The 26,433-nt window shown below is 68.8% G+C and carries 26 protein-coding genes and 2 pseudogenes; 18 read left to right on the top strand and 10 right to left on the bottom strand.

Annotated features, from left to right (window positions below; translation table 11 throughout):
- Window positions 1-56 precede the first annotated feature (56 nt).
- Window positions 57-1,037, top strand: a complete 981-nt coding sequence (locus ACWY4P_RS48875) for an MMPL family transporter (protein WP_456207238.1) — start codon at window positions 57-59, stop codon at window positions 1,035-1,037.
- On the opposite strand, the gene ACWY4P_RS48870 is transcribed toward ACWY4P_RS48875, so the two are convergent.
- Complete coding sequence (locus ACWY4P_RS48870) at window positions 1,024-4,719, bottom strand: family 78 glycoside hydrolase catalytic domain (RefSeq protein WP_456207237.1); 3,696 nt, start codon at window positions 4,717-4,719, stop codon at window positions 1,024-1,026. The genes ACWY4P_RS48875 and ACWY4P_RS48870 overlap by 14 nt on opposite strands.
- Before the next feature lie 236 nt (window positions 4,720-4,955).
- Here ACWY4P_RS48870 and ACWY4P_RS48865 point away from each other — a divergent pair, with 236 nt between their 5' ends.
- The 3 genes and pseudogenes from ACWY4P_RS48865 to ACWY4P_RS48855 form a co-directional block, all read left to right on the top strand.
- Entirely contained in the window at window positions 4,956-5,558 is a 603-nt protein-coding gene (locus ACWY4P_RS48865) for a TetR/AcrR family transcriptional regulator (RefSeq protein ID WP_456207236.1), read from the top strand.
- A gap of 106 nt (window positions 5,559-5,664) precedes the next feature.
- Window positions 5,665-6,006: a DUF402 domain-containing protein gene (locus ACWY4P_RS48860; protein WP_456207235.1), complete on the top strand. Its 342-nt coding sequence runs from the start codon at window positions 5,665-5,667 to the stop codon at window positions 6,004-6,006.
- 235 nt (window positions 6,007-6,241) lie between these two features.
- Window positions 6,242-6,391 (top strand): annotated as a pseudogene (locus tag ACWY4P_RS48855) (VOC family protein); the annotation flags it as partial.
- On the opposite strand, the gene ACWY4P_RS48850 reads toward ACWY4P_RS48855, so the two are convergent.
- Window positions 6,378-6,986 (bottom strand): TetR/AcrR family transcriptional regulator, encoded by a 609-nt coding sequence (locus tag ACWY4P_RS48850; RefSeq protein ID WP_456207234.1) that lies wholly within the window; start codon window positions 6,984-6,986, stop codon window positions 6,378-6,380. The pseudogene ACWY4P_RS48855 and the gene ACWY4P_RS48850 sit on opposite strands and share 14 nt — an antisense overlap.
- Before the next feature lie 124 nt (window positions 6,987-7,110).
- Here ACWY4P_RS48850 and ACWY4P_RS48845 point away from each other — a divergent pair, with 124 nt between their 5' ends.
- From ACWY4P_RS48845 to ACWY4P_RS48835, 3 genes are read left to right on the top strand one after another with little or no spacing between them, the layout of a single operon-like run.
- Window positions 7,111-7,569 (top strand): cupin domain-containing protein, encoded by a 459-nt coding sequence (locus ACWY4P_RS48845; RefSeq protein WP_456207233.1) that lies wholly within the window; start codon window positions 7,111-7,113, stop codon window positions 7,567-7,569.
- 56 nt (window positions 7,570-7,625) lie between these two features.
- Window positions 7,626-8,435: an alpha/beta fold hydrolase gene (locus ACWY4P_RS48840; RefSeq protein ID WP_456207232.1), complete on the top strand. Its 810-nt coding sequence runs from the start codon at window positions 7,626-7,628 to the stop codon at window positions 8,433-8,435.
- Between the two features lie 19 nt (window positions 8,436-8,454).
- Window positions 8,455-9,927, top strand: coding sequence for an MFS transporter (locus tag ACWY4P_RS48835; protein WP_456207231.1), 1,473 nt, complete (start codon window positions 8,455-8,457; stop codon window positions 9,925-9,927).
- Here ACWY4P_RS48835 and ACWY4P_RS48830 read toward each other — a convergent pair.
- On the bottom strand, window positions 9,857-10,342 hold the full coding sequence (locus tag ACWY4P_RS48830; RefSeq protein WP_456207230.1) for a hypothetical protein: 486 nt from the start codon (window positions 10,340-10,342) through the stop codon (window positions 9,857-9,859). The genes ACWY4P_RS48835 and ACWY4P_RS48830 overlap by 71 nt on opposite strands.
- Window positions 10,343-10,587: 245 nt before the next feature.
- Here ACWY4P_RS48830 and ACWY4P_RS48825 point away from each other — a divergent pair, with 245 nt between their 5' ends.
- Window positions 10,588-11,160, top strand: a complete 573-nt coding sequence (locus ACWY4P_RS48825) for a cupin domain-containing protein (protein ID WP_456207229.1) — start codon at window positions 10,588-10,590, stop codon at window positions 11,158-11,160.
- Window positions 11,161-11,214: 54 nt separating this feature from the next.
- On the opposite strand, the gene ACWY4P_RS48820 is transcribed toward ACWY4P_RS48825, so the two are convergent.
- From ACWY4P_RS48820 to ACWY4P_RS48810, 3 genes are all read right to left on the bottom strand, one after another.
- Window positions 11,215-12,204 carry a hypothetical protein gene (locus tag ACWY4P_RS48820; protein ID WP_456207228.1) on the bottom strand — a complete coding sequence of 330 codons (990 nt, stop codon included), beginning with the start codon at window positions 12,202-12,204 and terminating at the stop codon, window positions 11,215-11,217.
- A gap of 158 nt (window positions 12,205-12,362) precedes the next feature.
- Complete coding sequence (locus tag ACWY4P_RS48815; protein WP_456207227.1) at window positions 12,363-12,686, bottom strand: transposase; 324 nt, start codon at window positions 12,684-12,686, stop codon at window positions 12,363-12,365.
- 81 nt (window positions 12,687-12,767) lie between these two features.
- Window positions 12,768-13,583: a DUF899 family protein gene (locus ACWY4P_RS48810; RefSeq protein WP_456207226.1), complete on the bottom strand. Its 816-nt coding sequence runs from the start codon at window positions 13,581-13,583 to the stop codon at window positions 12,768-12,770.
- A gap of 219 nt (window positions 13,584-13,802) precedes the next feature.
- Here ACWY4P_RS48810 and ACWY4P_RS48805 point away from each other — a divergent pair, with 219 nt between their 5' ends.
- The 3 genes from ACWY4P_RS48805 to ACWY4P_RS48795 all read left to right on the top strand — a co-directional run bounded on the left by ACWY4P_RS48805 (window position 13,803) and on the right by ACWY4P_RS48795 (window position 17,964).
- A complete protein-coding gene (locus ACWY4P_RS48805) occupies window positions 13,803-14,828 on the top strand; it encodes a hypothetical protein (protein WP_456207225.1) in 1,026 nt (341 codons plus the stop codon).
- Between the two features lie 318 nt (window positions 14,829-15,146).
- Window positions 15,147-15,851: an IS607 family transposase gene (locus ACWY4P_RS48800; RefSeq protein ID WP_456207224.1), complete on the top strand. Its 705-nt coding sequence runs from the start codon at window positions 15,147-15,149 to the stop codon at window positions 15,849-15,851.
- Window positions 15,852-15,855: 4 nt separating this feature from the next.
- Entirely contained in the window at window positions 15,856-17,964 is a 2,109-nt protein-coding gene (locus tag ACWY4P_RS48795; RefSeq protein WP_456207223.1) for a zinc ribbon domain-containing protein, read from the top strand.
- A 208-nt stretch (window positions 17,965-18,172) separates the two neighbouring features.
- On the opposite strand, the gene ACWY4P_RS48790 is transcribed toward ACWY4P_RS48795, so the two are convergent.
- Window positions 18,173-18,820 carry a TetR/AcrR family transcriptional regulator gene (locus ACWY4P_RS48790; RefSeq protein WP_456207222.1) on the bottom strand — a complete coding sequence of 216 codons (648 nt, stop codon included), beginning with the start codon at window positions 18,818-18,820 and terminating at the stop codon, window positions 18,173-18,175.
- A gap of 110 nt (window positions 18,821-18,930) precedes the next feature.
- Here ACWY4P_RS48790 and ACWY4P_RS48785 point away from each other — a divergent pair, with 110 nt between their 5' ends.
- From ACWY4P_RS48785 to infA, 5 genes and pseudogenes are all read left to right on the top strand, one after another.
- Window positions 18,931-19,950, top strand: a complete 1,020-nt coding sequence (locus tag ACWY4P_RS48785; protein WP_456207221.1) for an NADP-dependent oxidoreductase — start codon at window positions 18,931-18,933, stop codon at window positions 19,948-19,950.
- An 82-nt stretch (window positions 19,951-20,032) separates the two neighbouring features.
- Window positions 20,033-20,213 (top strand): annotated as a pseudogene (locus tag ACWY4P_RS48780) (transposase); the annotation flags it as partial.
- A gap of 80 nt (window positions 20,214-20,293) precedes the next feature.
- Window positions 20,294-20,566 carry a hypothetical protein gene (locus tag ACWY4P_RS48775; RefSeq protein ID WP_456207220.1) on the top strand — a complete coding sequence of 91 codons (273 nt, stop codon included), beginning with the start codon at window positions 20,294-20,296 and terminating at the stop codon, window positions 20,564-20,566.
- A gap of 205 nt (window positions 20,567-20,771) precedes the next feature.
- Window positions 20,772-21,563 carry a GNAT family N-acetyltransferase gene (locus ACWY4P_RS48770; RefSeq protein ID WP_456207219.1) on the top strand — a complete coding sequence of 264 codons (792 nt, stop codon included), beginning with the start codon at window positions 20,772-20,774 and terminating at the stop codon, window positions 21,561-21,563.
- The gene (infA, locus tag ACWY4P_RS48765; protein WP_188182509.1) at window positions 21,560-21,784 is read left to right on the top strand and encodes a translation initiation factor IF-1; all 225 of its coding nucleotides are present in this window, start codon (window positions 21,560-21,562) and stop codon (window positions 21,782-21,784) included. The genes ACWY4P_RS48770 and infA overlap by 4 nt, the downstream gene beginning before the upstream one ends.
- A 416-nt stretch (window positions 21,785-22,200) precedes the next feature.
- On the opposite strand, the gene ACWY4P_RS48760 is transcribed toward infA, so the two are convergent.
- Entirely contained in the window at window positions 22,201-23,187 is a 987-nt protein-coding gene (locus tag ACWY4P_RS48760; protein ID WP_456207218.1) for a DMT family transporter, read from the bottom strand.
- Between the two features lie 187 nt (window positions 23,188-23,374).
- On the opposite strand from ACWY4P_RS48760, the gene ACWY4P_RS48755 reads away from it, so the two are divergent.
- Window positions 23,375-23,827: an Lrp/AsnC family transcriptional regulator gene (locus ACWY4P_RS48755; protein ID WP_456207217.1), complete on the top strand. Its 453-nt coding sequence runs from the start codon at window positions 23,375-23,377 to the stop codon at window positions 23,825-23,827.
- A 246-nt stretch (window positions 23,828-24,073) separates the two neighbouring features.
- Here ACWY4P_RS48755 and ACWY4P_RS48750 read toward each other — a convergent pair whose 3' ends face one another.
- Together ACWY4P_RS48750 and ACWY4P_RS48745 are read right to left on the bottom strand one after the other, a co-directional pair.
- Complete coding sequence (locus ACWY4P_RS48750) at window positions 24,074-24,541, bottom strand: hypothetical protein (RefSeq protein ID WP_456207216.1); 468 nt, start codon at window positions 24,539-24,541, stop codon at window positions 24,074-24,076.
- A 233-nt stretch (window positions 24,542-24,774) separates the two neighbouring features.
- The gene (locus ACWY4P_RS48745) at window positions 24,775-25,008 is read right to left on the bottom strand and encodes a hypothetical protein (protein ID WP_456207215.1); all 234 of its coding nucleotides are present in this window, start codon (window positions 25,006-25,008) and stop codon (window positions 24,775-24,777) included.
- A gap of 394 nt (window positions 25,009-25,402) precedes the next feature.
- Between ACWY4P_RS48745 and ACWY4P_RS48740 the strand changes: the two genes are divergently transcribed.
- Complete coding sequence (locus ACWY4P_RS48740; RefSeq protein ID WP_456213062.1) at window positions 25,403-26,212, top strand: alpha/beta fold hydrolase; 810 nt, start codon at window positions 25,403-25,405, stop codon at window positions 26,210-26,212.
- Window positions 26,213-26,433 lie beyond the last annotated feature (221 nt).

Below are 26,433 nucleotides of genomic sequence, written 5' to 3'. Positions count from 1 at the left end.
CCACTCGGCCAGGGCCAGCGTGAAGCATCGCCGCCGTCGCCGGCAGCTCCGTACCCGTGCTGCGCCGCTCCGCCGAGCGGGCCCATCTGCGCGCCTTCGGCCAGGAGGGACCGCCCAGCGCCGGCCGACGCTGGGCGGCGCTCACAGCACGGCGCCGCTGGACCGTACTGGTCGTATCCGTCCTGGGGCTCGGCGTCACGGCGGTTCCGGCGGCCGACCTGCAACTCGGGCTCGGCGGCGGCAAGGACCCGGACACCTCGGCGGCACGGGCCCAGAAGATGATCGACGACAGCTTCGGCCCCGGCTACAGCGGCACCCTCGTCGTCCTGGTCCAGGGCGCGAAGGGCGAGGTGACGCCCGCCGCGAAGGCACTCGCCGCCACAGTGAAGGACCTGCCCGGCGTGGCGTCAGTGGCCCCTCCGGCCCCGGCTGCGGCCGGCGACGCGGCTCTGGTCGGCGTCACCCCCACCAGCGGTCCCGAGACCGAGCGGACCAAGCAGGTCCTGGCGGAGATACGTGACGCCCGGGGCACCATCGAACAGCGCACCGGCACGGACATCGACGTCACCGGCACAACCGCCGTCAACATCGACGTGGCCGACAAGCTCTCCGCCGCGCTGCCCGTGTACTGCCTGCTGGTGCTGGGCCTGGCGCTGCTCCTGCTGGTCGTGGTCTTCCGGTCGATCGCGGTGCCCCTCTTCGGCCTGGCGATGGACTACGAGGTCTTCCTCGTCTCCCGGATGCGCGAGGAGTACGCACACGGTGCGTCCCCGGCCGAAGCGATGGTCCGGGGCTTCGGACACGGCGCGAAGGTGGTCACCGCCGCCGCGCTCATCATGATCGCGGTCTTCGGCTCCTTCGTCTTCGCCGACATGCAGGTCATCAAGGGCATGGGCTTCGCGCTCGACATCGGGGTCCTCCTGGACGCGTTCGTCGTCCGCATGGCGCTGGTGCCGGCCGTCATGGCGATCGCGCCGTGCCGAGACAACGACTCGGCACGGCGCGGTGGTTCACCCGGTCAGGTCATCGGGCGTTGAAGCGGTACGAACCTGTCTGGGCCCGGTAGACCTGGTAGCGGGCGCCGCCGGAGGTGTCGTCGCGGACGAAGTTGACCCCCCGGGGCGCGGTGACCGACTTGTTCCGGGTGGGGACCCAGATCTCGGCCTCGGTGTTGTACGGGATGGTGACCGCGAGGTCGATCCTGCCGTCCTTGCGGCGCCGCCATGCCGAGGACACCTTGCCGCGCACGGTGTCGATGGAGGCGCTGACGTGGTCGAGGGTCGAGGGTGAGAGGTCGGTGTCGTCGGTGTTCTTCGGGACCCGGCTGTTGACCGCGGCCACGGGGATGTACGGGCGGATGCGCAGCGACTCGTAGGCGGTGGAGGTCGGCTTGATGCCGGCCAGGCTCTGGTAGAACCAGGTGGCGACGTTGGAGCGGTAGTGGTGGTTGACCGAGAGCCGGTCGGTCCACTGTTCCCACAGCGAGGTGGCGCCCTTGGCGATCTGGTGGACGTACCCGGGCGGGCCGGTCTGGGTGACGGCCTTGAGGGCGATGTCCGTGTAGCCGTAGTCGCTGAGGATGTTGAACTCGTAGCGCGAGCCGTACATGTCGTTCTGGATGTGGTGGTCCGCTGCCACGATGCGGTCGGCGAGCAGCTTGGCGAGGGCTTTCTTGTTCTCCGCGAGCGTCTTCGTGCCGGCCAGATAGCGGGGGTCGTCGGGGCTCAGGTCGGAGCCGGGGACCAGGTCGAAGGTGATGGCGAGGGTGTTCTCGCTGGAGATGCTGCCCTGGGTGAAGTGGCCCTTGGAGGCGTCCCAGTAGTTGGTGATGAACGCCTTGCGGAGGGCGCGCGCCAGCTTCGCGTAGTGGGCGGCGCGTTCGGTGTGGCCGAGCCGGTGTCCCACCTCGTCCATGTAGTCGCAGAAGTGGATGTAGAAGGCGAGGCTGATGACGGCGTTGCTGCCGGGGGCCTCGGCGCCGGAGTAGGCACCGAGGGAGGCTTCGAACTTGTAGTCGTTCTCGGCGGTGAACAGGGTCTCGTAGTACTTCAGGAGCGTGTCCTGGTGGTCGTAGAGCTCGGCGAACAGGCTGCTGTTGCCGTAGTACGTGTACAGCTCCTTCGGGATGACGAAGAACGCCGAGTCCCAGGCGGGCACCGCCTTCCACGCGGCGTTCCAGCCGGGGGTGTGGTCATAGCCGTAGCCGCCCTTGGCGATGGGTACGAACATGGGCAGCTGGCCGGTGGAGATCTGGGTGTCGGGGAAGTGGCGCAGGTAGTTGGTGAGGAGCGCGTTGACGGCCCAGGTGAGGCACTGCGACTCGGAGCTGGCCATGGCGTCGCCGGTCCAGCCGTTCTTCTCCCGTGACGGGGTGTCGGTGGGCTTCCCCACCAGGTTGTTCTGCTCGGCCCACTCCAGATTTCGCTGGAGGCGGTTGAGCAGGGCGTTGTCCGTGGTGAACCTGCCGGTGCGGGCGAAGCCGGAGCGGGCCACGTCGACGGCCAGCACATCCGCGTCCCGCTTGAGGTCGGGTGCCCGTCCGAGGACGGCTTCGAGGTTCTGGACTTCCAGGTAGCGGAAGCCGAAGTGGCTGAACTGCTGTTCCCAGGTCTGCGTCGGCCGCCGGCCGAGGGTGTAGTAGTGCGTCTGGAGATCGGCGTCGTGCTGGAAGTTCTCCTCCTCGACCGACAGCGGGGAGCCGGTGCTGCCGTCGCCGCCCGTGATGCGGTTGCCCCCGCGGATCCGCAGGGTGAGGCCCTCCTTGTCGGGGCGCACACGGGTGAGGGACAGGCGGACGAAGCCCGTCAGGATCTGGCCGTAGTCCAGGACCCAGATTCCCGAACCGGGAGCGGTCTCGGTGATCGAGACCGGGCGCAGCGTCTGGTTGACCAGCACCGGCTCCGCCTCGTGGGCCCGCATGACGGCCGGTGTGAAGCCGTCGGGAACCGTCGTGGCGGGCAGCGCGCCGTGGTACTTCGGCGAGGGGCCGGAGCAGCTGCCCGGCGGGATCAGCACGGTGGCCGGACGCCAGCCGCGGCCGGTGCGGTAGCCGACCGAGCGCCAGTCGCCCAGCTGGTCAGCGCGCCGGGCGTCGTACTTCTCCCCCGAGTACACGGAGTCGAACGTCGTGGGCCCGTCCGCGCTGAGCCAGTCCCGGTCCGTGACGAGCGTGGTGGCCGAGCCGTCCGTGTAGGTCACGACGAGCTTCGCGCGCAGGCGGGGCGGCCCGGCGTAGGGGGCGAGCTGCCAGTACCACTCCTGCGGCGTGGTCACTCCGTACCAGCCACGGCCGAGTTCAGCGGCGACGACGTTGTCCCGGCCGGCCCGGAGCAGCGCGGTGACGTCGAAGCTGTCGTAGAGCACCGTACGGTCGTAGGCGCTCTGGTCGGTGAGCAGCCGGGGCACGTTGGTCCGGCCACGGTTCGCCTGCTTGCCGTCGACGGTGATCGGGTCGTTGTTGACCGTGAAGGTGACGTTGCCGGCGGCGCTCAGGTGCAGCCGGGCCTTGGCGATGCGCCGGCCGCGGGGCAGTGTGAACGCGCGGCGCAGCACCGGTGCCGGGTTGGCGATGGGCAGCACGGCGTTCTTGGCGGGAATGTAGGGGTTCTTGGGCGGGAAGGTCAGGCCGTCGAGAGTGCCGATGCCACTCTCGAACGGGTTGGCGCCGGTGGTGAGGTCGACGGAGAAGTCGGGGGCGCCGGTGCCCGTCACCCTGACGCTGCGGACGGTGGCCGATGTACCGCCGCCGAAGCCGAAACTTCCATGGCGGCGGATCTGGTCGCCGGCGAGCGTACGGCTGTCCACCTCGACGCCGTTGACGGTGGTGGTCACGGTGAGCCCCCGAGCCGTGACCTGCACGGTGTGGTCGCGGCTGGCCCAGGTGTCCTTCGTCAGCCCGGTCGAGGCCGGGAGGGTGACCGTGCCGACCGGGACACCGCGAGTGCCGGCCGCGGTGGGGTTGGTCTCGCTCTGCGGGTCGTAGCAGTCAACACCCCAGTTCGGCTCCGAGGTGCCGTCGTCCACCCACGTGTTGCCGGCGTAGTGGCTGGCCGTCATGACCAGCTGCATCTCGTCGCCTGCTTGCTTGAGAGCCCAGACGAGACCTTCGCCCCAGGTCTTGCCGATGGGTTCGGCGCGCAGCAGCAGGGACAGGCCGGCCGCGGCGTCGGAGCCGCCGCGGAAGACGACCGTCGCGGTCAGGTCATCCCAGTCGTGGTCCTGCGGCTGGCGCCCGCCGATCCACCGTGCGCCCGACCAGTCCTTCTCGCCCCTCAGCAGACCGGTCTCCCACATCGCGGGCTCGCTCCAGCGACCGGGCGCGCCCTTCCCGTCCCAGGTCCGCACCCGCCAGAAATACGCCTGCTCCGACCGCAGCGCGCCGCCCCCGTAGGCCACTTCGACGCTGCTCGGACGTGCCACCTTGCCGCTGCGCCAGATGTCCGCCCCGCCGGGTCCGGTGCCGACCTGGATCTCGTAGGCGGTCTGCCCGGCCACCGGAGGCACCCAGCTGAACGCGGGTGCGGTTGCCGTGCCCAGGGGTGCGGTCCGGGAGTTGACCTTCAGGTCCGCGGGCGCGGAACCCTGCCTGCCCGATGCTGCCGCGCTCGACGCGACGGCGCTCGGCGCGGCGGTGAGCGGGAGGGAGGCCCCGACTGCCGCCGCCGTCATGATGCCGACCAGGTGTCGACGGCTCAGCGCACTTCTGTACTCCTCGGCCACGGCTCAGATTCCTTCTGTTTGAAACGTTTCAATACCTTACAACTGGAAAGTTTATGGACAACCTGAGCCGGAACACAACGCCCCTGCGCCATGTCGACGCACACCTGGCGCCAAACTGATTACATGGCTTCACCGATCAGGCGACCCAACGAATCCCAACCATGTGGTAGATTTTGATGCTCAGCTGATGCGCACAACCGATCCGGACCGGCTTCGTTGAGGAGAGTGAGCGCACCGTGGGTCAGGCCAAAGCGCGTGGGCCATACGCCAAGACACCGGCCCGCAGAGCGGAGATCGTACGGGCGGCGCGTGACAGTTTCGCCGAGAACGGCTACGCCAAAGCCTCCCTGCGGGACATCGCGGAACGGGTCGGCATCACCCACGCCGGTCTCCTCCATCACTTCCGCAACAAGGACGAGCTCCTCGCCGAGGTGCTCGCCGAGCGGGACTCCCAGGAGTGGCAGCAGGGCCTCGCTCAGGTCGACAATCCGGACCAGCTCACGCCCTACCTCGGCGAGCTCATCCGCCACCACCAGAAGGCCCCCGAGCTGATGCGCCTGTGGATCGAACTCGCCGCCGCGGCCTCACGCCCGGACCACCCCGCCCACAGCTACTTCGTCGAGCGCTACGAACGCGGGCGCAGGCAGTTCGCCGAGGGACTCCACGACGAGGCGGCCCGCGACAAGCTGCGCGCGGACCTCAGCCCCGAGAGCGCCGCGGTTCTCTTCCATGCCGTGCTCAACGGGCTCCAGTTGCAGTGGGTGCTCGACCAGGACCTCGACGTCATCGGACCCATCAACGACTTCGTGCGCCTTCTTCTCGACCGGGACGACCGGTGACGAGGCACAGGGTGTCCCCGTCAGTTCCGTCACGGGCGGCTGGACAAACCGGTTCGCGTACGTGATGTTGATCCCGCGCGACGAGTGGTGGAGAGCCACGTTCTGTGTGGACCCGGGGCCCGAGATGTACTGCGACGTGTGCTCGGTGCCGGAGTGGAATGCGGACGGGACCGCCCTGCGCATGGTGGACCTCGATCTCGATGTCGTGCGGCCTCGTGGCGGCGAGGCCCATGTCAAGGACGAGGACGAGTTCGCCGAACACCAAGTCGGCTACGGCTATCCCGACAGTGTCAGCGGCAAGGCCCGGGAAACCTGCGAGTGGTTGATAGAGGCGGTCCGTCGCGATGGTGATGGCGTCGAACCCTTCACCTCGGTGTACTGCTACTGGCTCGGCCTCATCGGTCAGGCCAGAGTGGGGCTCCTGGCCGCCCGCGCGAGCTCAGGCTGACAAGTCGGCGCCATGCGCGCCGGGCTGCCACTGAGGAGAGACATCGGCCTCGAAGGGCCGCCACCAGCAGGTCACGGTTTGCGGTGCTCGCGCTCGGCCCATCGGCACCTCCGAGTACGGGCCGTTGTTCGAGCCCGGCGACGAAAGAACACGCTCAGGTCGTGGGGGACGGCTGCTCACACGGCGCTGGTGGAGCGCGTTGAGCCGCAGCCCAGTCGAGCAGGAACACATCAGCCGGGGCAGCGATGCTGAGCTGGAACGACTGCTCGCTCTCGACGCAAGGCCCGTCGACGTCGGCCGGACCGGCACCGAAAGCTGGCACGTCCTGGTCGACCCCGAGGGCAACGAGTTCTGCCTTCTGCGCACCCGGCTCAAGCCCCTGTGACGCGCACCGCGGCTTCGGTGAGGGTCGACGCGGTCCGCACGGCGCTGGCGACGGCCTCGTCGGGGCCGAGCCCGCACAGATCGGTGAGGGTGAAGAGCGCCTCGGCGCTCACGACCACCGCGAGGTCCCGCTTGAGCTGGGTGAAGGCGTCCGGGTCCGTCGCGCCGAGGGTGTCCTCCAGCGGGAGGAGCGCGTGGTCGATGAGTCCGAAGCGGATGCCGGGGCGCGTGGTCACCGTCTCGGGCCGGGTGATGGTGGCGGCGATCATCGCCCGCACCGAGCCCTGGCGGGCGAGGATGCCGCGCAGCAGGAACCCGCAGGCAAAGGCGACGCGTTCGACGGGGTCGGCGGAGTCCCCGACCGGTGCGAGCGCTTCGGCGGGGGGCGGCCAGACACCGGCCAGGGCCTCGCTGATCAGGGAGGGCAGGTCCGGGAAGTACCGGTAGGCGGTGGCCTCGGAGACCAGGGCCGCGCGGGCGATCGCGGGCATGGCCACCTCGGCACCCGTGCCGATGAGTTCACGGGCGGCCGCCACGATCGCCGTCCGCGTGCGCTGCTTCTGGTTGGTGCGGCCGGCACCTGTCTGCGCCGTCATCGCGCGACTCCTCCCGTCGATCTCTCCACACGATAGCAGTCACCTCTCTTCATGAGAGTCCACTTGCATAACAAAAGTTGACCCCCCTAATCTCATGAGAGTCAGCTCTCACGAAGGAGGAGCAATGAGCACGGTATCCGTGGTCGGCCCGGACGACGGCGAGACCATCCAGCTTGGCCCGACGCAGATGCGCATCCTCGAGGACGGCAGCACCACCGGGCACCGCCTCGGCATCGGAGAGATCACCATCGCCCCGCACACCCAGGGCCCGCCGCAACACCGGCACGCCCAGCACGACGAGGGCTTCTACGTCGTCTCCGGCACCGTCCACTTCACCATCGGGGAGACCACCCACGCGGCGCCGGCCGGCACGCTCGCGATGATCCCGCCCGGCGCCCCGCACACCTTCGCCAACCTCGGCGACGAGCCGGCGGTAATGCTCAACACCTTCACGCCGGACCTGTACGTGCAGTACTTCCGCGACCTGCGGAACATGATCGCGGGCGGCCGGGAACTGACCCCGGAGTCGACGATCGCGGTCATGAGCCGCTACGCCACCGTCCCCGCAACCGACTTCGCGTGACGGCACCCCCACGCACCCCCACTTCCTCTGAAACCATCCACCTGAGGAGCACGGAAATGACCCGCAGCACCCACACCCTCACGCTCGACCAGGGCACCCTCGACGTCACCGTCGACCTCCACGGCGAGCAGGGACACCCCTTCCTGCTCCTGCACGGAGGCGGCGGCCCGCAGACCATCGCCCCGTTCGCCGGTCTCCTCGCCGAACAGCGGCCGGCCAGAGTGTTCACCCCCGTCCACCCCGGCTTCGACGACACCGTCCGCCCCGAGTGGCTGACCGACGTCACGACCCTGGCCCAGATATACGCCCACCTGCTCGACGCGCTCGACCTGCGGGACGTCGCCGTCGTCGGAAACTCGATCGGCGGTTGGACCTCCGCAGAACTGGCGGCGTTGGGCAGCGACCGGATCAGCAGCATCACCCTCGTCAACGCGGTCGGCATCTCCGTCCCCGGCCACCCGATAGCCGACACCTTCTCCCTGACGCCCCTCGAACTGTCCCGCCTCTCCTTCCACGACCCCTCAAAGTTCCGCTTCGACCCCAGCGCGCTGACCGAGGCGCAGCGCGCGGTCATGGCCGCCAACCGTGCCGCCCTCCAGGTGTATACGGGCCCGCACGCCATGGCTGATCCCACCCTGCCCGAGCGTCTCGCCAAGGTCAGCCATCCGACCCTGGTCGCGTGGGGCGCGAGCGACCAGGTCGTGGACGCCGGCTACGGACGCGCGTACGCACAGGCCATCCCGGACGCGGAGTTCCGTCTGCTGGAGGGCACCGGCCACATGCCGCAGAGCGAGACGCCCGAGCAACTCCTGCCGATCCTCTGGGACTTCGCCGACGCCCATGCCACCCACCGGCCACGGCGCTGACCCCGGAAGGGCGGGCCCGATGCCTCAACCCGAGCGCAGCAGACCCACATTGATCCTGGCCGTCTGCTGCATGAGCGTGCTGCTGGTCAGCCTCGACACCACCATCCTCAATGTCGCCCTGCCCTCGATACAGCAGGACCTGCACTGCTCCGTGTCGGACCTGCAGTGGACGCTGGACGCATACACCATCGTGCTGGCCTCGCTGCTGATGCCGGCCGGCTCCACGGCCGACCGCGTCGGGCGACGCCGCGTCTTCCTCCTCGGGCTCATGCTGTTCACCGGCGGGTCGGCACTGTGCAGTCTGGCGCCGTCGCTGGACTGGCTGATCGTCTTCCGCATGGCGCAGGCGGTGGGCGGCTGCATGCTCACCCCGGTCGCCATGGCCATCCTCACCAACGCCTTCCCCGGGCCGCGGGAGCGGGCCAGGGCCATCGGCGTGTGGGGTGGGGTGGTCGGTATCAGCATGGCTGCGGGGCCGATCCTCGGTGGCGTGCTGGCGCAGACGGCCGGGTGGAGGTCGGTGTTCTGGCTGAACGTGCCGATCGGGCTGGCCGCGCTGCTGCTCGCCATCCTGCTCGTCCCCGAGTCCCGCGCCCCGCGGCCCCGCAGAGTGGACCCGGTCGGCCAACTGCTGGTGATCACCGTGCTCGGCACGCTGACGTACGCCATCATCGAGGTGCCCGGCCGAGGCTGGACCTCGCCCGTCATCGTGGTCTGTCTGATCGCCGCGACAGGTGCGGCGGCCGTCCTCGTGCCGTATGAGATGAGACATGACGAACCGTTGATCGAGCCGCACCTCTTCCGCAGCGCGCCCTTCAGCGGAGCGACGGTGATGGCAGTGTGTGCATTCGCCGCGCTCGGTGGCTTCCTGTTCGCCAACAGCCTGTACCTGCAACAGGAGTTGGGGCTCGGCGCGCTGGACACCGGGGTGCGTCTGCTGCCGATGGCGGCGCTGTCACTGATATGCCCGCCGCTGGCCGGGCGGATCGTGGGCAGCCGCGGCCCGCGCATCCCGCTACTGCTCGCCGGCGTCGGCATCGCCGTCGGCGGCTTGCTGGCCATCCCCACCACCCGCCCCGACGACCGCTCGGACCTCCTCCTCTACGCGGCGTACGCACTCTTCGGCCTGGGCTTCGGCTTCGTCAACGCCCCCATCACCGACACAGCAGTCTCAGGTCTGCCGCGCGCCCAGGCCGGGGTAGCCGCAGCAATCGCTGCGACCAGCCGCCAGGTCGGCGCCGCGCTCGGCATCGCGGTGACCGGCGCGGTGATCGCCGACGGGGCCCGCCCGGCCGCCTGGTGGATCATCGTCGGCTGCGGTCTGGCCGTGCTCGCCCTGGGCATCCTGACCACCGGCCCCTGGGCCGCGCGCACTGCCGGTCGGAACGCCTCGTCCGAACACGTCCGAGCGCTGGGCCATCTCACAGAAGTCGCCCTTCCCGCGACAGCCACCGATCGGGCCGGAAGCCAGAACCACCGGAAGGACACATGACGCCAACGGCATCGAGAGCGGGGAGAACGAACTCCTTGCCGTCCAGCGGCGAGCCCCACAGCGACAGCCACCGCCCGGTGCGGGACCGTACCCGCAGATACGCCTCCTCACCCCGTCCGGCTCGGGCCGCCGCCGACACCTCGTGCGGGGCCAGCGTGCCGATCTCGTCCAGCCAGCGCTGCGCCGGCTCGTTGGCGACCAGCGTCCGGCCCCCGCCGTCGAGCACCAGGACGCCGGGCCCGGCCGACGCCGAAGGTGCGACCTGCGCGGCGTCGATACAGGCGCGGCGCAGCGCCACCGCGACCGGCCGTGACAGCACGCGCACCAGCGCCGCCTCCCCCGGTGTGAAGTCCGCGCGGTCGCCGCGCCGGAACATGGCCAGCGCGCCCCAGCACTCACCGTCCGCCAAGAACACGGCGCGCAGTTCGTGCCGGGCGTCGATGACGGGCAGAACCGTGCGGAAGCGGGTGCTCCCGCTCGGGTCACCGCCGGCGCTGTGCCTGAGGATCCCGACGGTACGGCCGGTCCGCGCCAGGTCCGCGAACTAGTCCACATCGGCCACGAGGTATTCGGTGTGCGACGCGATCCCCGCGTCGCCGGGCGGAATGCCCTCGGAGACGTGCTCACGGTGATCATCAGTCTGATCACGGAAGGACCGCAGTGAGTTCTCCCTATGTGGCCCAGGCCGGCGAGCACGAGCAACTGGAGTGGCTCGGTGGCGGGATCATGGAGGTTCTGCTGGACGCACGGCTCACCGGAGGCCATCTGAGCGTGTTCCGGTCGACCGTGCCGACCGCCACGGCTTCCCCGGTGCACGTGCACCCCGACGAGGACGAGATCTTCGTGATGCTGAGCGGCAGCGGCCTGGTCTGGATCGGTGACCGCCGGTTCGAACTCACCGCCGGCGGCGTCGCCTTCCTGCCGCGCAACATCCCCCACGCGTACCGCTTCACCTCCGACAACGTCGACATGCTCGCGATCGCTACCCCCTTGAGCATGGAGAACTTCTTCCGCGACGCGGGCTGGGACCGGTCCCGGCCGAAGCCGGCCGACCGGGCCGTCACCCCCGCGGCTCGGCGCACCGTCACCGGGAGCAGCCCGCCCGGCCGGACCGCTCTTGCGTGCCGTTGCTCCCAGTCGGGCCGTGTGCTTGGCACACTATTTTGCGGCCCGTTGACGTCACCTGACGTCGCGTTCTACGCGGCCGCAGTTGCACGCACGAGGCCATGTTGACCGCCATTGCGCAGGCGTTCGTAGCGTGCGGTACGGCAGTAACACCGACCCTGGTCACCGGTACATCGGCGTCATCAGGTCGAGGCGCTCTGCGTATTCGGGTCGGCCAAGGTCTCGGTATGACCGCGCCCACAGCGGCTTGAGATCGGCGAAGTGGCTGCTCTGTGCGTTGACGAAGATGTCCTTGAGCCCGAGCAACGCGGTCGCCGGGTATCCGGCATCGAGCAAGCGTTCAGCGTCGGCCAGCGCTGGTTCGAGCGACGACTCCCACGAGCCGACGTAGACCACCGGCTCCCGATCGTTGTACGCGTCGGCTGGGGCGAGCACCCCGATGCCGTCGGCGCCGGGCTCGTGCCGCCACCCCTCGGGTACGTCAAACACGATCTCGAACTCGGTGTCCTCCATGACGCTCGTGCCTTTCCACCATGAACCGCGAAAGGTCCGGTCCGGGTCCGGATGTACGCGGAGTTCGGCGGCCAGCCGGTCAACGAGTCTCCGGTCTTTGGCGCGCGCGTCGATGCGCCACTGGTTTTGGGCAAGCCACACTTCTGGGTCGCGCGACGCCGGAGGCTCCGGGTCCGGGTCCTCGCGCCACCGTCGTAGGGCCCACGACAGCATGAACTCCAGACCGGTACGGGTGTCCGCGCCGATCAGGGTCACGCCGTGGTCATGACCGTTGGCCAGGGCAACCGGATGATCCAGCCGTCCGAGTTCCGGCGCGGGTACCAGCCAGCCGACGTTGCCGCCGTCGCCAAGGAAGCCGAAGGGCACGAACTCCGGCGTGGCGAAGTGCGGTACCGACAGCTGCCGATCCTGGTCGTCGAACTCCGGGTAACCGTCGCAGCCATCGGGCGGGCGGGGAATCGTGGCCAGGTCGAATATGAAGTCGTAGTGGGTTTCCAGCAGGGTGTGATCATAGCTTTCGTTTTCTTGGTAGAAGTCGTACGCGGCCTGCCAGGCGATCTCGATCAGCGTGCGGAGTGCGGGCGGAGTGGGGAACGGGAAGAGGTCGTCAACCCATGGTGGCGGTGTCGAATCGGTCACGGCGCAAAGAATACTGACGGACATCAACTGCCCGATGTGGCCTCCGAACGGGCGGTTCTGCCGTGGCCCGACCGCCGCTTCCCGTCCCAACACGAGATACGTACGGAGCGCGTCGCCGAGGCATCAGCAGCCCCAGAGGGCAGCCGGCCATGAGGGGATCACGGCCGCGGTCGGCACTGGGCCACGCCCGTCGGCCAGACGCGCACGTTCACGCAGCGCCGCGTAGATCCGGCACCACGCCCGCGCGCGGATCCACCGGTGGAACAGGGCGTAGACGGTCTGGTGCGGCCGTCTGGTGCGGCCGTCTGGTGCGGCGGGAAGTCGGCCGGCAGGGTCCGCCAGGCGATCCCGCCGCGGACCAGGTAGAAGATCGCGTCCAGGACCGGGCGCCGGTCCCACTTCTCGGGCCCGCCCCCGCGCCCGCCGGTGTTCCCCGCCGCCGGGAGCAGCGGCGCCGGAAGCGCCCACTGCCCGTCGGTCATGGCGCGGGGGCCGGTCGCATCGTCCGGAGGTTCCGCCCGGCACCTGACACCTTGTGCCGACGCCGTTTCGACGAAGGCGCGTCAGTGGTGGTGGCCGTGCCGGCCGAGGGTCTCCACGGGGGTCGCGCCGGGGCGGGTCCACTGCGGCACGGGCCGGCTGGTCGGGCCCCAGGTGGCGACGCCGTCGGCGTCCGAGCGCCAGTACCAGCAGGCCTGGCGGCCCTCGGACGGGTGCCCCTCGTGGACATCACCGATCACGGGCCGACCCTCGGGGTTGTCCTCCCACGCCTCGCCGCGGCCGTAGGGCGTCATGTCGAGCAGGCCGAGGGACCCGTTGACCGGCTCGTTGCCACGGCCCGTCGTGGAGTAGGTGAGGAACACACGGTCGCCGTCGCGCAGGAAACAGACGATGTGCCCCATTCCTCCGCCGACCGGCGCCTCCACACCGCGCACCGAGTACCAGGGCTGGGTGTAACCCATGAACGCGATGTAGGGGGCCACCTCGTCCCACGGGCCCGAGGTCAGGACGGCGAACGAGACGCCCCGGGCGTTGAGGTAGACGGCGTCCTTCATGTGCCAGGCCGTGGTGGTGCAGCCCTCGCACTGCCCCTGGTGCGGCGCGCCGTCGTACCACATGTGCTGGTAGACCACGAGCTCGTCGCGGCCCTGGAACAGGTCGAGGAACGGGACCGGCCCGTCAGCGCCGGTGACCTCGACCGCCCCGTCGAACTCGACCATCGGCAGCCGCCGCCGGGCCGCGGCGATCGCGTCGCCCTCACGGGTGTGCGCCTTCTCGCGGACCAGCAACTCCTCGCGCGCCGCCTGCCAGGTGGCCAGGTCGACGACGGGCGGCTTGCCGGGGATGTTGCTGCTCGCGTTGCCGGGCGTGGTCGTCATGGTGTCCTCCGTGGTGTCTCGTGCCGGACAGCGCCGTACGACGTCCTACGACGCTCACCAGAACAGACTCGCGACCCGGCCGAAACTCATCGCGGCAGCGGCGCCCTCGGCTTCCGGACTGATGTTGGTCGGTCACATGGGCGCACTCGTCTCCGAGGTCGCATCCACAGGCGACGTCGGCATGGAAGTCCTGACGTGACGTGTCTAGGCTTGCCGACCATGGCAGGACTCTCCCTCGTGCAGGCCGTCGAGATACCTTTCGGCTGCCTTGCAGACTTTGCCCTCGTCACCACCAGCACGGGACCGCTGCTGGTGGGCACGCATCCGGTCGGGGCGTGCACCTGGGATCCGGTGCGGGACCGGTGGGCGGTGCACCGCCTTGACAGTCCGTGGCGACCGGGGGACGGACCGGACGGCCCTGCCGCCCCGTCGGCGCTGGGGGCCCTGGTCTTTGACGGGCGGTTGGTGGTCGGCGGAGGTTCGGAGGACCAGCCGTTCGCACAGTGGGACCTGGACAGCGGTGCGGTCCGCGTCTTCGCGGATCCCGACGACTACGGTGTGGACACGGTCGGCGCGCTGGAACTCCCGGGACGGTCACTGTTTCTCGTCTCCCCCGAGGCGGAGGCCGTGGCCGTGTGGGACGCCGCCGGCAGCGGCACCGAGGAACGTACCGGGGAACTCAATGTCAGGTGCGATCGCACCTCGGCGACGGGGACGCTCGATCACCGGCCGCTACTCGTGGCCCGTGACGAAGACGGTGGTCCCATCAGGGCGTGGGATCTCGACAAACGCGCATCCCTCGTGGAGTTCGACACCGAGATCGAAACCGAGGACGGCGAGGAGATGCTGACGTCGTTCGCTCTGGCGAACGTGGGTGGCCGCCCTTACCTGGTCGCCGCCGGCAGCTGTGGCAGTCTCGTCCTGGGAGACATCGACCGCGGCGAGTGGGGCCAGCCGTTCGCCGGGAACGAACCGCACGACGAAACCGACACCATGGTGGCCGTCGACGCCGCGCACGGTCTGCCGATCGCCGTCACGGGCACCGACGACCCCTACCCCGCCCCGGGGTTCACCAGCACGCTACGTGCGTGGGACCTGGAACGAGGTCACGCACTGGGAACGCCGGTCACCGCGCACGAGGGCGGCATGATCGGCGTTCAGCTCACCGAGCTGGACGGTCGGCCAGTTGCCGTCACCGTGGGGCGCGGCGATGCGTCTGTACGGGTGTGGGCACTCGACCGTTGACCGTTGCTCATAGCGGCGGGTGACGCCGCTTGGGGCAGCCGCCGTGTGCCCATGCTTGGCCGGAGTCCCGGATGCCGTGGACACCACATCGCGATCTTCGCCGGCAACACCCTCATCCGCGCCCTCGACGCCGAACAAGCGGCCCAGCGACTCGACAGGGTCTTCAACTGTTGAGTGTTTCGTTTATGGATCCTTGTTAATGCTGCATAGCAAGGTTGGTGTGGATCTGTAGGTGATCCGGTGATCCGTCACGCGATTGTGTTGAGTTCACGCTGGTTTGGAGTGTTCGGTGATGATGCGGCCGTAGGGTCCGTGGTCATGGACCTTCTTCGTCTGGCGGTGGCCGCGCGCAGGGTGGGTGTGCACCCGGGGACACTGCGGCTGTGGGCGAACGAGGGCAAGGTTGCGGTGGTGTGGGTGGGTCGGGAACGGCGTTTCTCCATCGAGGCGTTGGATGCGTTGACGGGGAGTGCAGTGTCGGCCCAGCGGCGTGAGGCGCTGTATGTGCGGGTCTCGGGCACCAGTGGGCAGGAGTCGTCGCTGGCTGCCCAGGAGGCGGAGTTGCGGGCCTCGGCTTCGGGCACGGTGGTCGCGGTGTTCCGGGACCGGGCTTCGGGGCTGCGGGAGTCGCGCCCGGGTCTTGACCGGTTACTGAAGCGGGCCGCGGCGGGGGAGTTCACCCATGTGCGAGTCACTCATCGTGACCGTCTGGCCCGGTTTGGTGCAAGCTGGTTGATCGAGGTGCTGGTTCATCGCGGGGTGGCGGTCGAGGTCCTGCATGCCAAGGGCGCGGCCGGGGGCATGGAAGAGTTGATGGACGATTTCATGTCCCTGGTGGCCACTTTTGCCGGACGGATGTACGGGCTGCGCTCGCGTGAGGCGCGGCAGCGGTTGCTGGCCAGGGCCGATCAGCGGATCGGTGATCTGGGCACTGGCAGCGGAGGTCCGGGTTGTTCCGCTGCTCCCAAAGCGGAAGCCGAAGCCGAAGCCGAAGCTGTGCGGGTGGGGGATGGCCGTGGCTAGGTTGATGGCGACGGCGACGTGTACCGCTTTCCGTGCCGTCCTCGAAGACGGCGGGCACAGGATCGGGCAGCGGGTGCTGCGCGAACGGGTCGGTTTCCTGGCCGGTTTGTGCCGGGACCTCACCGCCCGGCTGGTCGCGGCCCGGTGGGACGAGACTTCGCTGGATGTGCTGGCCGCCGGAGTCGATGAGCGGGGCGAGGCGCTGCCGTCCAAGGGCTGGATGGCCCTGCGCCGCCTGGGCTGGAACACTCACGGCCCGGCTTCTGGTTCTGGTTCTGGTTCTGCTGTGTGTGCCGGGGCGGGCGGGACGCTGGTGTATGTGTCGGACCGGGTGCGGCGGGCGGGTGAGGAGCAGGCCGCCCGTACCCTGCGGCTGGCCCTGCATCGCCGGGCCGTGGTCATGGCACTGCTGGCGACGTGGCCTGCCGATCCCTCCCGGCGTACCCAGGCGCAGTGGACGGCCCTGTGGGAGGTGTTGCCCGCTGGGACGAGTACGGTGGAGATCCGTAACCGGACCCGGCAGATCCGCGACTATGCCCGCGCGCATGCCGGGCACCTGCCCGCAGGCCTGTGCGAGCTGGAAGAACCCCCGACAGTGGCCGCTTTGGTGCTGCTGGCGGCGATGGACCGCCAGCAGACCACCCTGGAGCGCGTGGACAGTGCACGGGCCCGGCTGCGGGTGAAACTCCCGCTGGTCGCCGCGCCCGTCTCCCGCCGCGACTGGGCCTGGCACGCCATCGACCTGCGTCTGCCGGTCACCGTCGAGCCGGACGCGGTCCTGCACGCCCCGACCCTTCGCCCCACCCCGGCCGGGCGTATCGCGGTGGATCTGCCGCACTCCAGGCCGGTGGCCACCGCCCCGGCCACCGGACACACCGTGGCGGTCGGTTTCGACTGGGGTGTGAACACCCTGCTCACCGGCGTGGTGGGCCGCCTGACCGGGCGGGGCGCCACGGCACGGGTGGTCACCGACGGCCGTCCCCTGATCTTCGACGCCACCGCGATCAGTGCGAAACTGCACCGGCTGCGCAGTCACCGCGAACACCTGGCCGCCAAACGCGACCACTACCACACGCTCGCCGACTCCCCCGGCGTCCCACACCGGTCCCGGGCCGTCCTGCTGGACAAGGCAGCAATGCTGGAGCGCGAGCATGAGCGGGTGTGCGCCCGCATCCGGAAGCTGAATGACGCGCTGGCGTGGTCGGCCGCCCGCTGGGCCGTCGACCAGGCAGCCGCGCTCGGCGCGTCCGTGATCTACCTCGAAGACCTGGCCACCCTGGAAACCCGAGGCAGGCGCCGGGGCAATGCCCGACTGTCCGGGCAGGTCCGCGGCACCGTGGCCGAGGCGATGCGGCACCTGGCCGCCAAGACCGGCCACGCCGTCGTCACGGTCCCCGCGCGTGGCACCTCCGCCCTGTGCCCGCAGTGCCTGGGAGCGCTCGGCCATCACCCCGCCCCCGACCGGCTGGGCGAGCGCGGCTGGAAATGGGCCCACTGCACCGGCTGCGGCCTGTCCCTGGACCGCGACCACGCGGCCGCCCGCCGCATCGTCTCCCGCGGCCTGCTCGCCCAGGCCCACACCGCAACCGAGCACACCACCCACGCCCGCACCATCCGCACCACCGTCGAGGGCACCGTCACCGCAGTGCGCCGGCCGAAGAAGACCACCCGCCGCCTGCGCCGCGCCCGCCACGCGGCCACCCTCCCCGCCCGGCCGCCCGGACCGAAGACCACCCCGGGCAAAGCCCGCCCCACACCGGCCAGGCCCTCCCCGGCCCACCAGCCAAAGACTTCCCGCCGTATGCCCGACGTGCGTACGGTCCCCGCCACCACCCCCACCGGGGCGGTCCAGCGTCCGGCGGGGCATGACACCCAGGCCCCGACCCCCTTCCCGGGACAGGGGCCAGGTCATGAAGTACCCGTCTCCGACCGGCCGGAAGAACTCCTTCCGGCCGGTCGGAGACGGCTCTCACACGAAACCTGTCGGCAGCGCACCCGCGCTGCCGAGCGGACCGGCTTCCACCACGTGCACGCCACCGAAGTCCACCCCCTCACCCCGAGGTTCGGACCCCACCGTGACGGCACACGGCCACGCCACGCCCGAAAAGCCTGAAACCCTCAGGCACACACAGAGTTTCCGAGACGCTGGTCCGCATGGCGATGCGGGCGGTCTACGTAGGCACGCCGGCGAGTCGGGGTCCGAACTGCCGGCACGACAAGAGTGGCCAGCAGCGACCGACGAGCAGCTCAACGGTTCCTCTCGCTGACGCCACCGCCCCATCCGCGTCCGAGCGAGTCAACCGGTTGGTCGTGCCCAAGACTCACCCCGTCGGAGAGTCTCGCGGCCAAGTTCGCCGGTCCGCATGCGCGACGATGTCAGCTTCGGGCCCGAGGGCGGCGTTCCCCCGGGGATCGGTGCTCGCCGGGTTTGTCAGGATCGCGCTCACAACGACACCGAAGAGGTGATCGACGCGTGGCGCGAGCGAGGGTTGATCGCCGAGCCATGCGAGCGACCCGGCCAGCGCGAACAGGTCGGTGCCGTCGATGTCGGTTCGCGCCATGCCCTCGCCCTGAGCGCGGGCAAGGAGCCGCGTGCCGGCCGCGCGCATCGTGACGCACGAAGCGTGGAGTGCGGACTGCGTGTCCTCAATGGCAGTCACCATCAACGCCACAACGCCGCGATAGTTGTGCGCGCATGCGACGAAGTCGCGCAGCCACGACACCAGCGCGTCTTCGGTCGAGCTCGACGTTTCGAGTGTGCCTGCCTTTGCCGTCAGCTCGTCGAAGCTCGTGCGAAGCAAGGCCTCGAGCAGCGCCTCTCGCGTCGGGAAGTGACGGAGCAGCGTGGCGAGCCCTACGCCGGCTCTGCGCGCGATGTCGCGCATCGACGCCTCGGCGCCTTGCTCGGTGATGACGGCGCCCGCAACTGCGAGCAGGTGGTCGTGATTCTTCCTGGCGTCGGCCCGCATCTGCCCCTCTTGACTATCCGGATCAGTGATCCATATATTCGGATCAGTGATCCGGATAACCGGATCACTGATCCGGTGAGCGTATCCCGTGACGGGAGCAGGAGAAAACGATGCCGACACACACGATGAGGGCGATCCGGTTGCATGAACACGGGGGCCCTGAGGTTCTGTGTTACGACGAGGTACCGATTCCCGATCCGACACCGGGCGAGGTGCTCGTTCGCGTTCACGCGGTCGGCGTCAATCCTCCGGACTGGTACCTGCGCGACGGGCTGACCAACCTGCCTCCGGAGACGAGGCCGAAGTTCAGCTTGCCCGTGATTCCGGGGACGGACGTGTCGGGCGTCGTCGAGGCCGTCGCCGCGGATGTGGACGGCCTCTCCGTCGGTGATGAAGTCTTCGGTCTCCTTCGCTTTCCCAGCTTCGATGGCAGCGCATATGCCGAGTACGTGGCCGCGCCTGCGTCGGACCTCACACGCAAGCCGGCCGGCATCGACCACGTACACGCCGCCGGGGCGCCCATGGCCGGACTGACGGCGTGGCAGTTCCTGATCGAGCTTGGACATGATCACCCGTCGCCCTTCCAGGCGGCGCGGCATCGCCCGATGGCACTCGACGCCGACACGACGGTGCTCATCAACGGCGCCGCGGGCGGCGTGGGGCACTTCGCGGTACAGCTGGCGAAATGGCGGGGTGCACATGTCATCGCGGTGGCATCGGGCGCGCATGAATCGTTCCTGCGCGAGCTCGGCGCCGACCAGTTCATCGACTACACCAAGGGCCGTCCCGAGGAACTCGTGCATGACGCCGACCTCGTTCTCGACGCCGTCGGTGGTCGCCACAGCAGTCGCTTCCTGCGCACGCTCAAGCGCGGCGGCGCCCTGTTTCCGGTGTTCTTCGGCGACTTCGACGACGAAGAGACCGCGAAGCTGGGCGTCACGGTCTCGGGCACTCAGGTCCGCTCGAACGGCGCGCAACTCGCTGAACTGGGACGCCTGCTCGACGCGGGCACGGTTCGCGTCGCGATTGACAGCACGTTTCCGCTCGCGGATGCCCGAGCGGCGCACGAACGCGCCGCCCGAGGGCATATCCAAGGCAAGATCGTGCTTGCGGTCGCTCAGAGCTCGTAACAGGATCTTGCTGAGGTGCCCCGGTCGGGCGTGACCGTTGTGACGATCTGATCGTTCGGCGGGTGTGACGACTCGGCCGTGGATCGTGGACGATGACTTGTGGGCGCTGATCGAACCGCTGCTGCCGCCCTGGCCGAAGCGGTCGCCGGGGCCGAGGCCAGTGGATGATCGGCTCTGTGGGGTTCGGGTCCGGGCAGACCTGCCGGCGGCGCCTGGACCGCTGGCAGCGGGCCGGAGTCTTCGAGCGGTTGCACCGGATCCTGTAATGGTGCGTTACGAGGCTGGTGAGGCCTGAAGCACCACCGGGCTTGGAGCCCTTTGATCAGACGGGTTCACCAGCCTCGTGTCGTGGTGGCGGCGCGTAGGCGATCGAGTCGAGGATGTTCGTGGTGAGCTGCGACGCCGCCGCATCCAGGCGGTGATCTCCCGCAAGGGCTCCCCGAACATCAAGGGCCTGGGCAGGCTCCGCTACGTCGTCGAGCAGACCTTCACCCTGCTCCACCAGTACAAACGCCTCGCGGTCCGCTGGGAACGACGTATCGAACTCTACGACTCATTTCTCTCGTTGGCTTGCAGCCTCATCTGCTGGAGACGCCCCAAGAAGACCGGATTATGATCGCGTTACGAGCTCATAGGAAATCATTTGAGCGAGGCGGCGCCCCGCTGCTACTTTCCTGGTGGACCGTGAAGTCGTCGTATGGAGGTGAGCCCCGTGAACACAGTTACCCATGGGTGCTCCCTCAACCCGTCACGGTCCGGCGGCTGACGTTCGGTGTCGCCAGGAGCGCCTGAGATCGAGGCACTCCTGGAAGGAGACTCCGATGAACACGAAGCCCTTCACATCTGGCCTGAGCGAGAACGCCGTGATGATCACGCACGTCGCGGACAGGCAATGGCATGCACTGGATGACGACCTGGTGGTCGGCCGCGGGCATGCGGAGCACCGGCCCGACGGACGCTTGTTCGTCAGCATCGACGCCTGGCACGACGCCACCTTCGACCGGCTCGCCGAGGCGATGCTGGCGGAACTGCAGGCGCCGCTGTACACGGTGGTCGACGAAGCCGACGTCGAGCTGACGGCCGGCTGGCGGCGGGCCGGTTTCACGATCCGGCGCCGCGAGTGGGAGTACGTCGTGCCGACCGACCCGCGGGTCACCGGGCTCGAAGCAGTCCTGCCGCCTTCGGGCGTGACGATCGTGCCCGCCGGTCAGGCGGACGAGAGTCTGCTGCGGGCGGTGGACCGCGCGATCCGTGACGAAGTCGAGGCGACCGTCGGGTGGCAGTCGATGCCCGCGGAGGTAATTCCCCGCCCCGAAGGCGACACCATCGTCGACCCGTCGAAGTACGCGGTGGCCGCGGCGCCGGACCGCTACCTGGGCCTGATCCGGGTGGTGACGGTGAACCGGCCGCGCATCGGGCTGGTCGCGGTCCGGGCCGGCGAGCAGCGCCGCGGCATCGCGCGGGCGCTGCTGGCCCACGCGCTGGGGACGCTGCACCGCTCCGGGTTCACCGCGGCCTGGACCGAAGTCCACGAGTCCAACCAAGCAGCCTCTGCGCTGTTCGAGGGCATCGGCGCCCGGCCGATGAGCAGCAACCTGGAGCTGGTGCGATGACGAAGAACAAGAACGTCATCGAAGTCGAGGGCAAGGTCGTCGAGTGCCTGCGCAGCGCCATGTTCACCGTGGAGCTCGAGAACGGCCACCGGGTGCTCGCGCACATCAGCGGGAAGATCCGCAAGAACTACATCAAGATCATGCTGGAAGACCGGGTGCTGGTGGAGCTCCCGCCGTACGACCTGACGCGCGGCCGGATCGTGTTCCGGTACCGGAACTAGCGGCGGTCGGCACCTTTCGCGGCAGCTGATCCTGGGGCCCCGGTCACGGCGTTTCCGTGACCGGGGCCCCGATGATGGCTCGCACGGCCGCGGCGGCCACGGCTGGAGCGGTGGCCGCGGCTGGAGCGGTGGCCCGAGCCGAACCCCAGCTCCAGGGGCAGCAGTTGCCAGGCGATGTCGTCGTGCAGCACCTACAGGAGGCCCTACCAGGCACAGCGGTCCGGCACCGGCCGCGGGCCAGGAGCCTTCTCGGGCCAGGACGGCAGCAGCGGCGCGATCAGCGCTCCCGAACGGTCGAAACGTCACACCGGACACGGCCGAACAGGGCCGTTCAACAAGATCGTGTCACGAGCTCTTGGGGACGCGCCGTCACTGCGGGCTGAGGGAGACGGCCCTTCATGCGGGAGCCGGCCGGACTACAGGGCTCCGTCGATCACTCCGTGCGCGGTGGGTACAGCGGCTCCGGGCTCGTCCGGCACGGGCCCGGCCTCTGCCGCAGTCCGAGCGGTCGCGGTTCCGGAAGGCTTGCCTTCCCCCGCGTCGGGCTTCGCCGGGGCTCCCTGCCTGCGCTCGATCATGCCCAGCACCACCCCGACGATGATGATGACGCCGCCCGTCGCCTGGGCGAGCCGGATCGACTCCCCGTTGATCACGACGGCGCCGATGACGCCGAAGACCGGGACCAGGTTCAGGATGTTGACCGCGACGCTCGACGCCATCCTGCGCAGGCCGTAGTTGTAGAGCAGGAAGCCGCCGACCGAGCACGCCACGGCCAGGTAGACCAGCAGCGATGAGGCGGTCGCGCCCGGCATCCGCCAGTCGTCGGCCTCCAGCAGGGACGCGAGCAGGAAGCCGGCCGCGCCCGCCAGGGTCTGGTAGTAGGTGACGCTCGCGGCGTCCTGGCCGGCGCTCGCGCGCTTGCCGAGCACGTTGTAGCCGGCCCAGGCCAGCCCGCCGAGCAGCAGCAGGATGTCCCCCAGCCAGCGCGAACTGCCGCCGACCTCGGCCCCGTTGCGTACGACGAGGAAGGCACCGACGGTGGCCAGCAGCACGCCCGTCACCCTCAGCAACGGCATCCGGGTGCGGAAGACGAACAGTTCCACCAGCATCGTCATCAGCGGGTACGTGGCCACGATCAGCGACGCGTCGGAGGCCGTGGACAGGTCGACGCCGATGTTCTCCAGGATGAAGTACACGGTGATGCCGAGGAATCCGCTCAGGTAGAGCTGCCGCCGCTGCCGCGTGTCCGGCCGGGCCGGGCGACGTCGGCTCAGCCGTACCATCACGCCCAGGAGCAACGCCGCGAAGGTGAATCTGATGGCGCCGATGCTGAGCGGGCCGACGTCCTCCAGCACCTGCTTGGTCACCGCGTACGAACTGCTCCAGAACAGCGCGGCTGCCACGACCGCACACACTGCCCACACCGTGGGCCCTCGTTCACGCACCTGAAGTCGCCCCTCCACTACCCACTGCCACCGAACACACCATGACCGAACGAACGTCAGCCAATGCGGGAGGAGGCTAACAAGATCATCGACTGTTATGCGTAGAATCCGAATTACCTTCGGAATCCGGCGGGGTGAGGCAAGCGTGGACGAACTAGATTCGGCGTTGGTGCGGATGCTCCAGGAGGACGGTCGGCGCACCAACCGGGACATGGCCCAGGCACTCGGTATCGCCCCGTCCACGTGTCTGGAGCGGATCCGGTCGCTGCGCAGGAGTGGCATCCTGACGGGATTCCACGCGGAGGCCGACCTCACGGCGATCGGCCGCGGGCTGCAAGCCGTGATCGCCGTGCGGGTCCGCCCGCCGACGCGTGCGGTGATCGAGGCCTTCCAGACCTTCCTGGAGCAGATGCCCGAGGTCATCTCGATCTTCGTCCTCACCGGGAACGACGATTTCCTGGTGCACGTCGCCGTCCGCGACACCGACCACCTGCACTCGGTGGTCCTGGACAAGCTGACGAAGCGTCCGGAACTCGCCGACGTACGGACGTCGGTGGTCTACGGGCACATGCGCAAGAAGGTCATCGGTCCGGCCTGACGCCGGAAACCGTCCCCAGCCCCAAAGTGGCCAGCTGTTACGCCGCGCCCCGTGATCGTCACCAGCCGTGAACGTCACCAGCTGTGATGGTCATCGCCGTGGCGGAGGTTGGTGACGGGGACGGGACACCGTGCGCCCTTTCGGACGTCGGTTTCCCGTCCCCGCCCGCCGAACCGCCGCACGAGTCCGCTCAGGAGCGGGCCCCGTTCACCCAGTCGCTGCGGGCCCTTCCCTTACGGCTCTCAGTTAATAGAGGCAGAACACGTCGTCGAAACTGAATTCCTTCTTCTTGAACCCAATCACTTTCACCTCCCCGTGCAACCCGAAGCAGTACCTCTCGCCATAGAACCCGAATTCCAAATCAGCATGGAACACAAACGCTCCGGGCTTGATATGGACGACCTTCTTCTCCTTCGAGAAGTCAACGAACTTCTGGGAGTAACACTCCTTCCCGAACACCAGAATCTTGAAGGTTACATCAGCCTTCCAGTCGTCACCGCCCGTGTACTCCGCCGAGACCTTGAAGGCCAGCACGCCCGGGATAAGGGGGAATTCATACTCCTTCTTCAGGAGCTCCAGCGGGACAACAAAGGACTCGGAGGACTCATCTACGGATTGCAGGGCCGCCTTTATTTCACTGACAGGACGTCCGATCGCGGCGGCGAGACCCTCCCATTCCGCCTCAGATACGCTTTCGATCTCACTAGAAATCATCGAGTGCCCTCTCCTTCAGGTTGAGAACCGAAACTCGCCTAGCAGGGCAACACCCGCATACCGCAACAGCGTTGCGCAGCGGTGTGTTATCCCTAGCGCCATGCTTCTAGTCAGCTTCCAGGCCGGCCCCCTCGCTCATGTGGTTCCGAGAGCAACTCCAGACGGAACTCACCGGCGTTCCCTCGATGACGTCCCAGTCCCACCCCGAGTTCCTGACGGATGAGCATGTGCGGTCACACAATCGGCTCGGGTTCGCGGTCCAACTGACGAGCGTGCGGTTCGATCCGGCGGGCCAGTTCGGCGACGACGTTGGGAGCCGAATCGACCAGCAGCCTCCCGTCCCGCCAGGAGAACCGCGGTGCCCGGCCGATCCCGGTGCTGCGGACGCTGGTCACCAGGAAAGCCGCGCGGCTGTACGGCAGCGCCGGGTTCTCGGTTAGAACCCAGGTTCTGACCTGCGGCTGCACAGCTCGTCAGCGGGAATGAACCGAATCAGTTGAGCGTACGCAGCACCAGCCGGACAACTCCTTTTAATCCTCGCCAGATCCACTCAAACAGTCCTGCTGGCACGGCCAGGTCGGCGGCGCCAGCGGCCGCGGTCTCCCGGCCCGACCCCGAACGGCACCGAGAGCAGGAACGGGGCCAACGGCGCTTTTGCACACCGCATTTCTTGCACATGGTCATGACCTCATTCTTACCTGCCGCCGCACCCCTCCGGATCGCCTCGTAAACGATGCGGTCGGTGCTGCCCGCGGAGGACGTTTCGGCCCCCTACTGGGAGTTCAGACACAGGCTTTTAGCTTGTTCTTTAACCTTTGGCAGAGCCTCAGTGAGACCGGTAGGTTCTCCGCGGTGACCTTGATGGAGACGCAGGGCCTCGTGTCGATGACGGACGAGGCGCAGTTGCGCTGGATGGCGCTGGGAGACACCACCCGGCGGCCGCCCGTGGTCATGCTCCATGGCGGTCCGGGGCTGCCGGACTACCTGGGCGATGTAGCCGCCATGGTCGCGGACCTTGCGCCCGTGTACCGGTACGACCAGCGCGGCACGGGCCGGTCGCCGTGGCGGGGGCGCCATTCCCTCGCCCGGCATGTCGACGATCTCGCTGAGCTGCTCGACGCATGGGACGTGTCCAAGGCCGTGCTGATTGGGCATTCCTACGGCACTAACCTGGCGAGCCGGTTCTGCCTGGCGCACTCTGACCGGGTTGCCGCGATGCTGTTGATGTGCGGGCCGTTCGTCGGTGATTGGCGCTCCGGGGACCGAGCGGAGCGCGATCGCCGTATGTCCGCAGCACAGCAGGAGCGGCTCCGCGCTTTGGAGGAGTTGCCGGACCGCACGGAGGAACAGGAAGTCGAGTTGCTCACGCTGGCCTGGTTCACCGACCACGCCCATCCCGAACGCGGGTGGCACTGGGCCGCGCAGGGCGCCCGGCGGCGTCGCCCCGTCAACTGGACTATGAATGGCGAACTTGGCAGGGAAGGACGCGCGGATCCGCTCGGTGATCATCTTGCCGAGCTGCGCGCGTGCCTGCCCGCGCGAACGGAACTCCTCGGTGGTGCCAACGATCCCCGCCCTGTGTCGGCTCTTGTAATCACTTGCGCTCCGGCTCGATCTTCCGCTGACGCGGATCGAGGGCGCTGGGCACGAGCCTTGGCTGGAGCAGCCTGACGCCGTGCGTGCGCACCTTCGGCGATTCGTGCAAGGCACGGTGGGCGCATAGGGTTTCGGCCGGTTTGCTGGCTGATGTCATCCCCGGCTGTCGGCCCCGCGGAGGGTCCGGTGTCGAAATGGGCCTCGAACTAGGCCGCTCACCTGGGCGTTCGCCGGACGTAGAGGCGGCCTTCGTCTGATCATGTGCTCCGACCAAGGTGCACCGATCGAGACGAAGG

This window comes from Streptomyces sp. LZ34 (assembly GCF_053890475.1).
The sequence above is the reverse complement of the archived record's forward strand: the minus strand, read 5'-3'. Positions and strand labels throughout refer to the sequence as shown.

Excerpts from the sequence above, each read along its gene's own strand:
- ACWY4P_RS48805 (WP_456207225.1), top strand. The coding sequence starts at position 13,803 with ATGGCAGGACTCTCCCTCGTGCAGGCCGTCGAGATACCTTTCGGCTGC.
- ACWY4P_RS48840 (WP_456207232.1), top strand. The coding sequence starts at position 7,626 with ATGACCCGCAGCACCCACACCCTCACGCTCGACCAGGGCACCCTCGAC.
- ACWY4P_RS48790 (WP_456207222.1), bottom strand. The coding sequence starts at position 18,820 with ATGCGGGCCGACGCCAGGAAGAATCACGACCACCTGCTCGCAGTTGCG.
- infA (WP_188182509.1), top strand. The coding sequence starts at position 21,560 with ATGACGAAGAACAAGAACGTCATCGAAGTCGAGGGCAAGGTCGTCGAG.
- ACWY4P_RS48740 (WP_456213062.1), top strand. The coding sequence starts at position 25,403 with ATGGAGACGCAGGGCCTCGTGTCGATGACGGACGAGGCGCAGTTGCGC.
- ACWY4P_RS48800 (WP_456207224.1), top strand. The coding sequence starts at position 15,147 with ATGGACCTTCTTCGTCTGGCGGTGGCCGCGCGCAGGGTGGGTGTGCAC.
- ACWY4P_RS48810 (WP_456207226.1), bottom strand. The coding sequence starts at position 13,583 with ATGACGACCACGCCCGGCAACGCGAGCAGCAACATCCCCGGCAAGCCG.
- ACWY4P_RS48815 (WP_456207227.1), bottom strand. The coding sequence starts at position 12,686 with ATGACCGACGGGCAGTGGGCGCTTCCGGCGCCGCTGCTCCCGGCGGCG.
- ACWY4P_RS48750 (WP_456207216.1), bottom strand. The coding sequence starts at position 24,541 with ATGATTTCTAGTGAGATCGAAAGCGTATCTGAGGCGGAATGGGAGGGT.
- ACWY4P_RS48835 (WP_456207231.1), top strand. The coding sequence starts at position 8,455 with ATGCCTCAACCCGAGCGCAGCAGACCCACATTGATCCTGGCCGTCTGC.
- ACWY4P_RS48770 (WP_456207219.1), top strand. The coding sequence starts at position 20,772 with ATGAACACGAAGCCCTTCACATCTGGCCTGAGCGAGAACGCCGTGATG.
- ACWY4P_RS48850 (WP_456207234.1), bottom strand. The coding sequence starts at position 6,986 with ATGACGGCGCAGACAGGTGCCGGCCGCACCAACCAGAAGCAGCGCACG.
- ACWY4P_RS48845 (WP_456207233.1), top strand. The coding sequence starts at position 7,111 with ATGAGCACGGTATCCGTGGTCGGCCCGGACGACGGCGAGACCATCCAG.
- ACWY4P_RS48795 (WP_456207223.1), top strand. The coding sequence starts at position 15,856 with ATGGCGACGGCGACGTGTACCGCTTTCCGTGCCGTCCTCGAAGACGGC.
- ACWY4P_RS48785 (WP_456207221.1), top strand. The coding sequence starts at position 18,931 with ATGCCGACACACACGATGAGGGCGATCCGGTTGCATGAACACGGGGGC.